The sequence below is a fragment of the Bacillus massilinigeriensis genome (assembly GCF_900111815.1).
Classification (GTDB): Bacteria; Bacillota; Bacilli; order Bacillales; family Cytobacillaceae; genus Mesobacillus_C; species Mesobacillus_C mediterraneensis.
The window spans coordinates 280628-294307 of record NZ_LT630004.1; the positions used below are offsets into that span (position 1 = coordinate 280628).

The window sequence follows — 13680 nt, forward strand, 5'->3', positions numbered from 1 at the left end:
TCAATTTCGGGTACTAAGCAAAGTAAAAAACAAGTAGAATAAAAGCAGAGAAATTATTACCGAAAATTTTTAAAAAAGGTATGATGAAAAATGAATGCATTGATCGTTTCTTATTTGTTTTTTTGTTATATGGCAGGGAACTTGATGGTCGCCTGGTTCGTCGGTAAAAGGAAAGGAATCAATCTGCAGGAGCACGAAAGCGGGAACCTTGGAGCGCGGAATGCGGGGCGCGTTCTCGGGAAAAAGGCTTTTTTGCTAGTGTTTTTGGGTGATGGGCTGAAAGGCGCGATTGCTGTTGCGCTGGGAAGAGCGATAGGCCTGGAAGAATGGGTAGTGGCAAGCGGTGCGGTTTTCGCCATTCTTGGTCATCTTTATCCTTTTTGGCTTAAGTTTCGTGGGGGGCTAGGGATCGCCACATTTATCGGGGCAGGCATCGCGCTCGATCCGATTCTTTTTCTCGGGATGGTGCTTGGGACTGCGATTGGATTGCCGCTGCTGCGGAGCCTGACATTAAGCATGCTCGCTGGCTATGCTTTTTATCTAGGAGGATTCGTGCTCTCGGGCAAAGCGGTGCTCTACAGCCCGATGATGGTTGCCATTATTCTCATCCTGTGGGAACACCGTGATAACCTGCGTAAAGCATGGATTCTTAAACGAAAGAAGTGAGGAAGAAGTATGTACTGGTGCAAGATTGCTAGGACGGATAGGGAATTTGCTGAAATCGCCAAGTTGAATTATGAAACATTTTCAGAGGAGATTCCCCAGCATGAAAAAAATGAGACAGGACTGAGAGTGGACAGGTTTCATGAGGAAAATACTTATATTCTCGTCTATAAAAATACTGTATTTGCTGGAATGGTTGCACTCCGTGACAAGCGGCCTTTCTCTTTAGATGAAAAAATCGGCAGGGTAGAAAATTTTTTGCCGGGAGAGAACACAAGCAAGCTTTGCGAAATTAGGCTGCTCTCTGTGAAAAAGGTATTCAGGACAGGCCGGGTCTTCCGCCGTCTCATGGGCGCTATTTGCCAATTCGCTTACGACAGGGGATACGCTGCAGCAGTCATTTCCGGGACGACAAGGGAGGAAAAGCTGTATAAAGGGATGGGATTCACTCAGTTTGCAGACACAGTAGGCAATGCTGATGCAAGGTTTTTGCCGATGGTGCTGACGAGAGAACGCTTTGAAGACCATTTAAAAAATCGCCTGGGAGGAGAAATAGTTTCTTTCTATCCTGGACCTGTCGAGCAAAAAGATACACTGAAGCATACAGGGTTGTCCCATAGAAGCGATTTCTTTCGCCGGTTGTTCGATAGGGTGAAGAGCAAACTGCTAGTGCTCTCACAAGCAAACAATGTCAGTGTGCTGGTAGGCTCTGGAACGCTTGCAAACGATGTCATGCTTGGCCAATTAAAAACTGGAGGGGAGAAAGGGCTGATTCTCTCGAATGGAGAGTTTGGCGGGCGATTGATTGCTCAAGCCGAACGCTGGGAGCTTAACTATGAAACGATCGAGCAGAAGTGGGGAGTTCCATTTGATGAAAGTGCTATCCGTGAAAGGCTGGATACCGGAACGTTCGGCTGGCTGCTCTTCGTCCATGGAGAAACCTCAACGGGAACCTGCAATAATTTTACAAGGCTTTCAGAAATAGCAGGGGCGTATGGTGTGAAGCTTTGCGCAGACTGTATCAGTACTTTTGGAGCCATGCCGTTTTCCATGAAGGATCTTTATCTCGCCACGACTGCAAGCGGCAAAGCGATTGGCGCTGTCAGCGGGCTAGCATTTGTCTTTTCTCGGGAAAGTGCCAAACCTTCGCGCATTCCGGTCTACTTGGATCTCTATTCCTATCAGACAAAGAGTATTCCTTTTACGATACCTGCTGTGCTTTTAGACAACGTTGCGGAAGCGTTAAGCCGCTATCCCGAAAGGTACTCGGAGCTTCAAAAACGTTACGATTTGCTATGTGAAACAGATATTGTAAAGAATTTAGTACTTGATACTCCGGGATACCCGATGATTGTCACGCTCGAACTGCCTCTGACGCTTTCCGGACTTGGGGAGGATCTGATGCTGAACGGACTATATGTTCACGCGAACAGCAGCTATTTACGAGAGCGGAGCTATATTCAGCTATCCATCATCCAGCCGGGATTCGAATCAGCGCTTGCGGAGCTCGAAGAAATATATCAGCATTATATTGTTGTTTCCAAAAAGGAAAAAGCCGGAGCCCTAATATGAGAGGCTCCAGCTTTTTGGAGATCAGCTTTCTTTTTGCACTTCCTGCGGGACAGCTCCTTTTTTAAAGAGTGGGACCATCGTAAGAATTCCGATTATCATTAGAATGGCTGCTGCTTCAAATATCAGGGTAATCGATATGTTAGACTTCAGCCAGCCTGACAATGACATCGAAATGACAGTCGTTCCAATAAACAGCGGGTTCATGATGCCGTTCACTCTGCCGATAAAGGATTCTTCCGTGTTTTGCAGGATCATTGTATTGATGCCGATATGAATACAAGGCATGAGAAGTCCTGCGAAAAATTCGAAAGCGAGCGTTACTCCAAATACGGTGGACCACCCTATTCCAACAAATCCAATGGCACTCGCAGCCATACCGATGGAAAGCAAGATTTGCGGTGTTGCTTTGCGGGAGAGCGCAAGTGCAACACCTCCGCCCAAAACCATTCCAATCCCGAATGCGGCCATGAGCCATTGCAGGTTTTCCTTTGGAAGTCCAAGCCGTTCGGTGATGATGAATACGCCAAGCGGCTGGGTGAGACCAACACCAAGCCCTGCTGCTGCAAAGCAGGCCCCTAGAAGCGTCAATGGCTTGCTGCTCCACACATAGCGGAAACCTGCTTTCATTTCTTGCACCAATGTTGTGGCAGGACGGCTTTCAGAAGATACTTGATCTGCCGGAAGCAATAGGAGCGCAGCAGCGGACAGCAGGAAAGCTACGCCCATGATGGCGATTGCCGCAAGGATGCCGAACTCCTGATATACAAACGTTCCAATCACCGGTCCGAGAATCATAAAGAGAGCAAATACCGTCTGGTAGACAGACATTCCCATTTGCACAAGCCGTTCCGGCACATGGAGCTTGAACAGCTTCATCCCAGAAGGCTGGGAAAATTGCGAAAGGATAGACGAGAATAGAGTGGCAAAGAATATCACTTTCCAGCTTCCGAAGAATAACGTCAAAAGGACGATAAACACTGAAAGGGCGCTCAACAAGTCACACCAAATCATCGTTTTCTTCGGCCGCCATCTATCGGCAAAAGTCCCTCCGATGAAGGAGAACAGGAAGATTGGCGCATATTCGGCAACGGAAATCATCGATACGGCAATCGGGTTTCCATCCGTTTTTTCGATTACATAAAGCAAAATAGAGTAATTCCTCACCCAAATCCCGATCTGAAGAAAAAAGACGGACAAGAGAATGGTTCTGATTACTTTGTTTTGAAACAAGCTGCCCATGCTTAATTTCTCATCGCTAGACATAAAAAAACCTCCATTCCAATCCGGACAGGAGGCAGCATTATCAGGAAAAACAAGTCAGAACAGGACATCGCGATAGCTGTCCTATTTTATCCGATTTGGCAATCCTAAAGGGCATACTAATCCTATCCAGAAAAAATCGCACAAGTATAGTTACGAATGTTTTTCTAAAACAGGATTAGTTGATCATCGCCCTTTGGTCACCCTTCCATTAATTAGTAACTATATATTACTTGAATAATAGTAAAAATTCAATAAGAATATTAGCCTGTTTCCAAAAATTTCTCCAATCATGACAGGCAGCTGATTGAAAAAGCAAAAATTTAGACCTTGCGAACGAGCCGAGGGTACCATCCAGATTGCGCCTGTAAAGGTAAAAGAGAAATCTTTCCCACCTTCTTTATTAGGAAAAAGGTCTCGGTGACGTATATAATGGATAATGGAGCTATGGGATACATATGTATTATTTTTACTACATCATTGCAGGAGGTGCCTTGATTTGACTGAGACGATCATGCAGGAAGCAGAAAAATTCATCCGCACGGCATATAGAGAGCTGAATAAACCAGAGAAAATGGCAGAGGAGAGAATTTCTGAGATTTCAGCGGAAATTAGCGAGAAAGGGTACTATACTCATACATTTGAAGAGCTTGAACACGGTGCCAGAATGGCGTGGAGGAACAGTAATCGTTGCATTGGAAGGCTGTTTTGGGAAACATTGACGGTATTTGACAAGCGCCATCTTGAAAAAGAAGAAGACATTCGGGACGAGGTATATAAGCATCTCGATTTTGCCGGAAACAAGGGGAAAATCCGTCCGGCTATCACGGTCTTCAGTCAAGCAAAGCCAGATGTGGCGACGATTCGCTTTTGGAATCACCAAATTATCCGCTATGCGGGGTATGAGACAGAGAACGGTGTATTAGGCGATCCGGCTTCGATAGAATTGACCCGCGCCTGCGAAAAGCTGGGCTGGAAAGGTGAAGGGACGCGTTTCGATGTATTGCCGCTTGTCATTCAGATCGGCGATCAAGAGCCGAAGTGGTACGAAATCCCGAAGGAGCATGTGCTAGAAGTGGAACTTCGCCATCCAGAGTACAGCTGGTTTGCTGAAATGGGGTTGAAGTGGTATGCGGTTCCACTCATTTCCGATATGATGCTCGAAATAGGCGGCATCCAGTATAACGCAGCTCCTTTTAACGGCTGGTATATGGCAACCGAAATCGGGGCCCGCAACTTTGCTGATGAATTCCGGTATAATATGCTGCCGGAAGTGGCGGAACGTATGGGGTTAAATGTGAAAAAGAACACATCATTATGGAAGGACCGAGCGATCGTCGAATTAAATGCCAGCGTGCTGCATTCTTTCCACGAGGATCAAGTCGCCATTGTCGACCATCACACAGCAGCAAGCCAATTCAAGGTTTTCGAGGATAAGGAGAAAGAGTGCGGCCGCCACCTCACAGGTGATTGGACATGGCTCATTCCGCCAGTTTCCCCTGCGGCCACACACGTTTTCCATCAAGGCTATGATAACGAAATGCAATCGCCAAACTATATGCACCAACCAAAAGCTTACTAAGGCAAGGAAGAGGTTGTCCAAAATGGGACGCCCCTTTTTTGTTTTTAGATAAGGGAACTTGATTTGCTGCTGGATTTTATCATTTTTCTTTAGTGAAATCACACTTTAAAGGGAATCAGCGGCAAATAAAGAATACTTTTTAAATGAAGGGGGAGGAAAGATGAAAGAATTAGACTGGAATGACCATATTTGCGACTTGGAAAAAGGCTTGCTATCACCTGACGTACGCTGTTCTCCTGAAGCCATCGGTTCCATGCTATCAAAAAATTTCTTTGAATTCGGCAGCTCCGGCAAAGTCATTACGCGGGAGGATTGCGTTGGGGAGAATGGATTGGATGTAAGGGATATGGAATTATATGATTTTGCTGTCCGCTATATTTCAGAAGATGCGGTTCTCGCGACTTACAGGCTGACGGACAGGACTAGAGACAGGGAAACGTTGCGGAGTTCTATTTGGAAAAAGGAAGAAGGCGCATGGCGAATGTTTTTCCATCAGGGGACCATTGCAGCTAGATGAAGATTTCAGTCATTCGGCATGGGAGATCGCTTTGCACGGAAAATCATCCTGTCACTGCGCAAGCGTTCCGAAATTGGGTGGAAAAATACAACAGAATGGGAGTCTTCGAGGAGGCGGAATATAATTCGATTGCCATCAAAGCAATCGAAAATGCCAATTTTATTTTGACTAGTGATTATAAGCGAGCCATCCAATCTGCGAACCTGCTCGGCTGCAGCGGGAATGTGGAGATTCATGCTATTTTTCGCGAAGCGGAGTTGCCGCTGCCTCCACTGAATCGTTTGCGCCTGAAACTTCGCCCTGTCATTTGGTCCGTTCTCTTCCGCTGTCTTTGGCTGCTAGGTGTCCCGGCGTCCTGTGAATCGCTGACGGATGCGCGAGAAAGGGCGGTAAAAGCTGCGGACCTTCTTATCAGCTATGCCGAAGAACACCAGTCTGTTGTACTTGTCGGACACGCTTTTTTTAACAGGCTGATTGGGGTAGAGCTTATGAAAAGAGGATGGAAGGGCCAAAAGCCTGGCAGCAAAAATTGGAGCTGTTCGACCTACCATTACGGGTAGTTTCCTTTACCACGCTTTTTCATGGAATATGGTACATTAAAGAAAATGATAATGTACTGAGGAGATATAGCGATGACTACTATTCTTGTCGCAGATGATGATAAAAATGTGAGATATCTTGTGAATGTAAATATCAGGGAAGAGGGCTACACCGTCCTTCAGGCTGCCAATGGCCGCGAAGCGCTGGACCTGCTTTGCAATCAAAAAGTCGATCTAGCCATCATTGATGTCATGATGCCCGAAATAGATGGATTCCAACTGACGAAAGAAGTGAAATCGCTCTATGGGATCCCGGTGATTCTGCTTACTGCAAAGGGTCAGATCAGCGATAAGGAAACAGGATTCCGTCTTGGCGCGGATGACTATATCGTGAAACCATTCAATCCAAAAGAACTCATTTTTCGCATCCAGGCGATATTGCGAAGGTACAATAAACCGAGCGAATCGGTCGTAAGCATTGGGGATGTAATTATCAACCGGAAAACCTTCGAGGTGGAAGTGGGAAAGCGGACACTACTGTTGCCGTTAAAAGAGTTCGAACTGCTCTACTATATGGCATCCTATCCAAACCAGGTTCTCGAAAGGTCACAAATCATCGATAACGTATGGGGGCTTGATTTTGAAGGGGATGAGAGGACCGTAAATGTCCACGTCAAGCGGCTGCGCGAAAGATTTTCCTCTTTCTCTTCTGACATTTCTATCAAAACGGTTCGAGGGCTTGGCTATATGCTGGAGGCGAAAATGGAATGAAGTCACTCTACTCGCGGTTTGCTCTCACGACGGTTGGAATCATGCTGCTAAGCTTCGTCCTTGGTCTCATGGCGGCAAACAGCTATTACCATAATGCGATCAAGCATCGCAATGATGAAAAAAATACGAAAATTGCAAGGGGATTTGCGGACTATATTGAAGAAGAGCAGCCGAAGAACCTGGAAAAATACTTGGAGAGCGCTGCATCCTCCGGATATCAGATTTATATGGTTAACGCTAAGAACGAAGACAAGTTTTTTGGCGCTGAGTTCCGTCAGTATAACCTGCCGGACAGCTCAAGGAAAAAAGTGTTGAGCGGGGATGTATACCACGGTATGCGCGATTTTCCGAAGCAGCTTTTTGTCACCGGATTTTTCGCAAACGAGCTGACGAACACGGTTGGCGTTTCGTTTCAGTATGACGGAGAGCAGTATGGACTGTTCGTCAGGCCGGATATCAGAATGCTCTTTAACGAAGTGCATAGTCTGCTTGGCTGGATTATTGCGATAATGGCTGTTCTCACCGTTTTCTTTGTACTGATTTCCTCTAAATTTATGGTAAGTCCGATCACTCAGCTGACAGTTGCGACAAAAGAAATTCATGGCGGGAATTTCGATGTGGAGCTCGATATTAACCGGAGCGATGAGATCGGCCAGCTGGCGAAAAGCTTTAAGGAAATGCTGATCAAGCTTGGTCAGCTCGACATTGTACGAAGCGAGTTTGTCTCGAATGTCTCTCACGATATTCAGACACCGCTCCTCAATATCCAAGGCTATACGAAGCTCTTGGAAAAAGGGGATATAACAGAGGAAGAAAGGAAGCACTACTTTCGGGTCATCGGGGAGGAGGCGAGCAGACTTTCCTCGCTCACGCAGCAGCTGCTCGTACTTAAGTCTGTTGATAAAAAGGAAAAAAGCTTCATGCGGCCAGCTGTTTTCAATCTTGCAGAGCAAATCAAGGACCTCTTGCGAAAGTATTTATGGCTATTAGACGAAAAGGGAATTGGAGTGAATTATTCGCTGCCGGATATTGATTTTCACGGTGATCCATCCCTCCTCTACAATGTATGGGAGAACCTGTTGACAAATAGCATGAAGTATAACAAGGAAAACGGAGAGATAGAAATTCTTCTGTCAGATGAAGGAGAATCTATCAAAATTCTGTTCAAGGATACCGGCATCGGTCTCACTGATGAGGAACAGGAGAGAATCTTTGATCGTTTTTATCGCGTGGACCATTCTCGGTCAAAGGTAGAAGGGACAGGATTAGGGCTGTCCATTGCAAAAAGTATCGTAGAAATGCATGAAGGGTCGCTCGATGTGGAAAGTGAGCCTGGCAAAGGATCTATCTTTACAGTACTGCTTCCGAAAATGTAATATTGCGTTCACCTTCCGTTCACTTTTACCTATTATTATAGGATTAAAGGTGGACGGTTTTTTTATTCCGTTCCAACGAAACATAGGGAAGGGGAATTTTTTATGAAGAAATACAGCATCTTACTCATTCGTTTCTCTGCTGTTTTTGCGGCAATCGGGGCGTTCCTCGGTTCGCATATGGCTGGTTCTGGCGGATACGAATTTCGTCCGATTCACGCACATATTCTCGTTGTCGGTTGGTTATCACTATTTTCATGGGGCGTATACTACAGATTGTTTACCATCAAGTCTGCAAAGCTTGCGGGGGCACATGTATGGAGCGGAATTATCGGTTCCATCGGCTTAACTGTCGGCATGTGGTTCCAGAATCTGAAGCCTTTTGGCGTGCCTGATACCTTTGCGCTTGTATTTTATATTGTTGGGGGTTCGGTTCTGCTAGTCAGTTTCGCGCTCTTCCTTGTCACGACTTTCATGATTGAAAAAGAAGACTGATTATTATTCATCTTGGGTAGGGCATATATGCTCTTCCCTTATTTAAGAGGAGGAAAGTGTATGCTTCATGCCATGAAGAAACTAACGATGGCCGCCAGTTCGAAAAAAGGGGCAAAAATCACGCTGGCCATCTGGGTGCTGCTATCTATTCTGTTAGGCGGTTTCGCACCGAGCGCGAAGGAATTCGCAACGAGCATTAACTCGACAGGCTTACCGGAAGATGCCAAGTCCCTTGTTGCGGATAAAAAATTATTCGAGTATTTTCCCGAGGAGAAAGGCACGCCTGCACTGCTTGTTTTTAACAAAAAGACAGCATTATCAGCAGAGGAACTGAAAGTCATCGATGGAATCAGCAAAAAGATCGAGGATGAAGATTTTCCTGCAGTGAAGAAAGTAGTTCCTCTTTACAAAATGCCGCCGATGGCGAAAACTACCTTCCAATCTGATAACAAAACGACTGTTCTCCTACCAGTCAACCTTGAGGATAACTTAGAGCGGGAAGTCATCAATGAGACTGTCAATGATTTAGAGAAGCTAGTAAAGGGAGAGTTAAAGGAAACCGAAGGCATTAGCTTGAATATTACCGGTCCTGCCGGAATTATTTCCGACATGATTGCGATCTTCTCGCGAGCGGACATTGTGCTTTTGCTTGGGACCATTGGGTTAATCTTTGTATTGCTAATTGTGATTTACCGCTCTCCAATTCTTTCTATCGTTCCGCTTCTTGCTGCGGGGATTGTCTACGAAGTGGTGAATAAGACGATCGGCTTGTTCGGCAAGGGAGGAATGGGAATTGAAAGCCAATCCCTTTCCATAATGAGCATTCTCTTATTTGCCGCATTGACGGATTATGCTTTGTTGATTCTTTCGAGATTCAGGGAAGAGCTGCAAAAAGAAGAAGATAAGTACGTAGCAATGAAACGATGCATGGGGGAAGTGACAGAGCCGATATTTTTCAGCGGCGGAACTGTCCTCGCTTCAATGGTTGTACTATTTGCCGCTGTCTTTGAACCATACCGAAATTTTGCACCGGTATTTTCAATTGCGATGGTACTCATTTTGCTTGGTGGTCTAACGTTGCTTCCAGCGCTGTTCGTCCTGCTTGGCAGAAAGGCCTTCTGGCCAATCATTCCGAAGGTTGGAACAGTTGCAAAGAACCGTACAGGCTTCTGGGAAAAATTCGCCAAGGCAATTGTCAGCCGTCCAGGCAGAAGCGCGATGATCGTGTTCATTCCACTATTAGTTCTGGCACTGAACTCTGTGAACATTAAGTACTCGTTCAATTTGATTAAATCGTTCCCTGAAGATATCGAGTCGCAACAAGGATATCATCAGTTAGAGGATAATTTTTCACCAGGAGAGCTTGCTCCAGCAACCGTGGTGATCGAGGGCAAGGAAAAGCTGAATGCCGGTAATATTACGAAGCTTAGGAAAGAATTGCTTGATCATAAAGGTGTCGACAGCGTTACACCGGAGCAAGTCTCTGAAAACGGTCCAATGTTGGATACGTGGCTTTCGAAGGGTGGCACGGAGGCAAAGCTTAGCCTGACCTTTACAGGCAGTCCTTATGAACAGGATGCACTTGATAGCATGGCAAAACTTCGGGATGATTCTGGAAAAATACTGAAAGCCGCTGGACTGGAGGATGCGAAGCTCTACTTCTCCGGCGAGACAGCGAAGCAGCTTGACACCAGGGAAGCCAATGACCGGGATACATGGGTGCTTGTCACATTGATTACGGTGTTGATTACTGTTCTCTTGTTTGTACAGACAAAGTCTTACATTGCACCGCTGTATATGATTGCGACTATCGTTTTCTCGTATTTCACAGCACTTGGGACGGGCTATTTCATTTTTGAGAAGTTCTTTGGGTTTGAAGAAATCAGCTACAGAATCCCGCTGTATTCGTTTATCTTCCTTGTCGCGCTCGGTGTTGATTACAACATCATGCTGATTTCGCGGATTAAGGAAGAGGCAAGGCGCCATCCGATCAAGAAAGCAATTGAAGAAGGACTTGCACACACAGGAGGCGTCATTTCGTCAGCAGGTCTGATCCTTGCAGCAACATTCGGTGTTCTTGTGACCCAGCCAATCATGGAGCTTTATATGTTTGGCGCAACGGTGGCGCTCGGCGTGTTGTTTGATACTTTCCTTATCAGGACAGTCCTAGTTCCAGCTATTATGGTGAAGCTCGGAAAGTATAGCCTATGGCCGCAAGTGGCAAAATCGGAAAAAGGCGAAGGATAATAGGTTTTTTGTGAAAAGCGCCATGCCAACCTGCATGGCGTTTTACGCGTTAAAAAAGGGTCTTCTGAAACCATGTTTAGTGTGAAAATTGCAAGCTGCTTTAGTTCGTGTGCAATAGCTGACCATGGGTTGAATCCAAGATATTTTAGTTCCAGCAAAAAACCTTTGAAAATTGCCAGTTAGATTGGTTTTCTTATGGGGAAGAGAGGGCTTTTGGGGGAAAGAGAGCAGTTTTTGTTAAAAGGTTGTTGATGTAATCGGTCACATACCGATTTGGACCTTGTCAGGGGCAAGTTTGAAAAAGGATGTATACGGTAAATGTCGATATATCTACGGTAATCGCCCATTTATCTACGGTAAATGACTATTTATCTACGGTAATCAGCAATATATCTACAGTAGATGACTGATTTTACCAGATAATCTATTTAATTAGGAATATTCCACTGCCTGCCTATAAATAAAACGCCATGCCAACCTGGCATGGCGTCTACTATTATATTTTAAAACTGCTGATCGAGTTTTGCAGTTCTTCGGCCATGTTGGAAAGAGCTGCTGCAGATGCTGCAATTTCCTGCATGGAAGCGAGCTGCTCTTCTGTTGCAGCAGACACTTCCTGGGTTTCGTGCGCCGTTTTTTGAGAGATTTCATCCATGCCTGCAACCATATCTACTACCTGCTCCGCGCCGTTGTTCATTTCGTTAACGGAAGTGGCAACGTATTGGATTTGCTTGCTTACATCATCGACAAACTCTTGAATTTTCTTGAAAGAGATTCCCGCTTCGTTTACAACGGTGATTCCTTTTTCTACTTCGCCTGTTCCTTTCCCCATTGCATCCACAGCTGCTTCTGTTTCTGCTTGAATGGAGGATATTAAGCTTCTGATCGTCTCTGTAGCTTTTGCGGATTGTTCCGCAAGCTTGCGGACTTCATCGGCTACGACAGCAAATCCCTTGCCTTGCTCGCCAGCCCTCGCAGCTTCAATGGCCGCATTCAAAGCAAGCAGGTTGGTCTGTCCGGCAATTTCGGAAATGACATCTGTTATTTTGCTGATTTCTCGTGACCTTTCGCCAAGTGTATGAACAACACCACCAAGATCATTCACCGTGTTGTGGATGTTTGTCATCTGCTGGATCGAAAGCGAAATAGCACCTTCTCCGACTTTTACCGTTTCTGCTGCTTCCCGTGATGTGTTGGCGACATTTTCCGTGCTTTCAAGGATAGACAGCATGCCTGATGACATTTCCTGCACGACATTGGCACTATTGCCTGCCATTTCCGTCTGCTGCTCGGTTCCTGAAGCGACATGCTGGATAGCGGATGCCACCTGCTCCGTTGCGGAATTGTTTTGTTCAGCGCTTGCGTTAAGCTGTTCGGATGAAGCGGCCAGCACATGCGATTTTTCGCTGACTTGCCTTATAAGCGTGCGTAGTGAGTCAATCATTGCGTTAAAACTGTTTCCAAGCTGACCGATTTCATCCTTGCGGCCATTGTCGTATTTTTGGGTAAGATCGCCGTTGCTCACTTTATCCGTTAACTCGCCTAAAGCCTTCAATGGCTTTGTGATCGAAAGAATCGTTCCATATGAAACGACGGCACCGATTACGATAAAAATCGCGACTACAATCAAGGTGGTATAAAGGATAGGCTGTGCCTGCTCTCTTGCCTCTGTGACATCCATCGTACCGACAATTTTCCAGTCAGTAGTTTGGTTGGTCACGAATATGAGTTTTTTCTCCTTTCCATTCTGCTTGTAGGAATATACCGCTTTATCCTTTGCAAGAAGAGAGGAGGTAAACACGCTGCTTTTCTTTCCGGCAGGCTCTGTCGGATGAACAACATAGTTTCCTTTAAAACTAACAATTTCAGGATATCCTAACTTGCCAATCTTGATCCTGTTCGTTGCATCCTTCAGTGCATCCATGCTGAGATCGATGGCGACAACCCCTGAGCCGTCCTCCAATGTTTGGGCAACGGTAACTAGAACCGTTCCGGTCGATGCGGCAATATAAGGCTCGGTGACTACCGTCTTTCCCTTGTTCTCCATCGCTAAGATATACCATGGGCGCTGGGTCGGGTCGTAGCTTGCATCATATTTTTTTGCTGGTGCGCGAAGCATTTCTCTTTTGTCGGAGCCGGCATAGATAGCAACGATCTCAGGGTGCAAAGCGAAATACTCCTCGAGAGAATCTAAAATAACTTTACTATTTTTTGCATCAAAATTGCTTTTAGAGATTTTATGTGCAAAGTAGTTTGTATCCGCCATTTTCGGTTTCAAACTATCCTCAAGAATTCTGTCGAGGACTTTTACACTTTCTGTTGCACTTGTTAGTGTGGTTTTCTCTATTTCTGTCACAGCTTTGTGATAGGACATGTATCCGACTGTTAATGTAGGAATAATTAGAAGGGCTAACAAGGAAAGGATGAGCTTCCTCCTGATGGTCATCGTAAATCGGAATCTTTTGCTAGAGTTGCTTCTCTTCATCTCTGATCCTGCCTTTCAAGTAAGTTATGGTACATCTAATATTTAATCCTATTCTTATATCGTAGTTTGCGGTTGAAATTATAGAGTACGGAAAAAATATAATTTTAAGTTTTGTATTTTCTTTGAACTATTTACGCTAATAGATTTTTTTCCAAAGACAAGGATGAGTGCTCAAG

11 protein-coding genes and 1 pseudogene are annotated in these 13680 nt (G+C 45.4%); 9 read left to right on the forward strand and 3 right to left on the reverse strand.

From position 1 onward, the window contains the following. Positions 1-129: 129 nt before the first annotated feature. Positions 130-666 carry a glycerol-3-phosphate acyltransferase gene (locus tag BQ5796_RS01560; protein ID WP_200792892.1) on the forward strand — a complete coding sequence of 179 codons (537 nt, stop codon included), beginning with the start codon at positions 130-132 and terminating at the stop codon, positions 664-666. 9 nt (positions 667-675) lie between these two features. Then, positions 676-2235, forward strand: coding sequence for an aminotransferase class V-fold PLP-dependent enzyme (locus BQ5796_RS01565; RefSeq protein ID WP_071458662.1), 1560 nt, complete (start codon positions 676-678; stop codon positions 2233-2235). Positions 2236-2256: 21 nt separating this feature from the next. On the opposite strand, the gene BQ5796_RS01570 is transcribed toward BQ5796_RS01565, so the two are convergent. After that, positions 2257-3498 (reverse strand): MFS transporter, encoded by a 1242-nt coding sequence (locus BQ5796_RS01570; protein WP_071458663.1) that lies wholly within the window; start codon positions 3496-3498, stop codon positions 2257-2259. 511 nt (positions 3499-4009) lie between these two features. Here BQ5796_RS01570 and BQ5796_RS01575 point away from each other — a divergent pair. The 7 genes from BQ5796_RS01575 (at position 4010) to BQ5796_RS01605 (ending at position 11019) form a co-directional block, all read left to right on the forward strand. Next, complete coding sequence (locus tag BQ5796_RS01575) at positions 4010-5077, forward strand: nitric oxide synthase oxygenase (protein WP_071461101.1); 1068 nt, start codon at positions 4010-4012, stop codon at positions 5075-5077. Between the two features lie 160 nt (positions 5078-5237). Continuing rightward, positions 5238-5594 (forward strand): nuclear transport factor 2 family protein, encoded by a 357-nt coding sequence (locus BQ5796_RS01580; protein WP_071458664.1) that lies wholly within the window; start codon positions 5238-5240, stop codon positions 5592-5594. Next, on the forward strand, positions 5591-6154 hold the full coding sequence (locus tag BQ5796_RS01585) for a histidine phosphatase family protein (RefSeq protein ID WP_071458665.1): 564 nt from the start codon (positions 5591-5593) through the stop codon (positions 6152-6154). Before BQ5796_RS01580 ends, BQ5796_RS01585 begins: the two co-directional genes overlap by 4 nt. A gap of 72 nt (positions 6155-6226) precedes the next feature. Further along, entirely contained in the window at positions 6227-6904 is a 678-nt protein-coding gene (locus tag BQ5796_RS01590; RefSeq protein ID WP_071458666.1) for a response regulator transcription factor, read from the forward strand. Further along, positions 6901-8280 carry a HAMP domain-containing sensor histidine kinase gene (locus BQ5796_RS01595; protein WP_071458667.1) on the forward strand — a complete coding sequence of 460 codons (1380 nt, stop codon included), beginning with the start codon at positions 6901-6903 and terminating at the stop codon, positions 8278-8280. Before BQ5796_RS01590 ends, BQ5796_RS01595 begins: the two co-directional genes overlap by 4 nt. A 102-nt stretch (positions 8281-8382) precedes the next feature. Further along, positions 8383-8772: a hypothetical protein gene (locus BQ5796_RS01600; protein ID WP_071458668.1), complete on the forward strand. Its 390-nt coding sequence runs from the start codon at positions 8383-8385 to the stop codon at positions 8770-8772. 60 nt (positions 8773-8832) lie between these two features. Further along, a complete protein-coding gene (locus tag BQ5796_RS01605) occupies positions 8833-11019 on the forward strand; it encodes an MMPL family transporter (protein ID WP_071458669.1) in 2187 nt (728 codons plus the stop codon). 496 nt (positions 11020-11515) lie between these two features. Here the strand turns inward: BQ5796_RS01605 and BQ5796_RS18795 are convergent, their stop codons facing one another. Then, positions 11516-12463: a methyl-accepting chemotaxis protein gene (locus BQ5796_RS18795; RefSeq protein ID WP_428839308.1), complete on the reverse strand. Its 948-nt coding sequence runs from the start codon at positions 12461-12463 to the stop codon at positions 11516-11518. After that, positions 12458-13504, reverse strand: a pseudogene (locus BQ5796_RS18800) (HAMP domain-containing protein); the annotation flags it as partial. The pseudogene BQ5796_RS18800 and the gene BQ5796_RS18795, both read right to left, overlap by 6 nt. Positions 13505-13680: the final 176 nt, after the last annotated feature.

Bases quoted from the DNA above. Each gene is read 5' to 3' on its own strand.
- BQ5796_RS01560 (WP_200792892.1), top strand. From the start codon at position 130: ATGGCAGGGAACTTGATGGTCGCCTGGTTCGTCGGTAAAAGGAAAGGA.
- BQ5796_RS01575 (WP_071461101.1), top strand. From the start codon at position 4,010: ATGCAGGAAGCAGAAAAATTCATCCGCACGGCATATAGAGAGCTGAAT.
- BQ5796_RS01570 (WP_071458663.1), bottom strand. From the start codon at position 3,498: ATGTCTAGCGATGAGAAATTAAGCATGGGCAGCTTGTTTCAAAACAAA.
- BQ5796_RS01595 (WP_071458667.1), top strand. From the start codon at position 6,901: ATGAAGTCACTCTACTCGCGGTTTGCTCTCACGACGGTTGGAATCATG.
- BQ5796_RS01580 (WP_071458664.1), top strand. From the start codon at position 5,238: ATGAAAGAATTAGACTGGAATGACCATATTTGCGACTTGGAAAAAGGC.
- BQ5796_RS01605 (WP_071458669.1), top strand. From the start codon at position 8,833: ATGCTTCATGCCATGAAGAAACTAACGATGGCCGCCAGTTCGAAAAAA.
- BQ5796_RS01585 (WP_071458665.1), top strand. From the start codon at position 5,591: ATGAAGATTTCAGTCATTCGGCATGGGAGATCGCTTTGCACGGAAAAT.
- BQ5796_RS01565 (WP_071458662.1), top strand. From the start codon at position 676: ATGTACTGGTGCAAGATTGCTAGGACGGATAGGGAATTTGCTGAAATC.
- BQ5796_RS18795 (WP_428839308.1), bottom strand. From the start codon at position 12,463: ATGATTGACTCACTACGCACGCTTATAAGGCAAGTCAGCGAAAAATCG.
- BQ5796_RS01590 (WP_071458666.1), top strand. From the start codon at position 6,227: ATGACTACTATTCTTGTCGCAGATGATGATAAAAATGTGAGATATCTT.
- BQ5796_RS01600 (WP_071458668.1), top strand. From the start codon at position 8,383: ATGAAGAAATACAGCATCTTACTCATTCGTTTCTCTGCTGTTTTTGCG.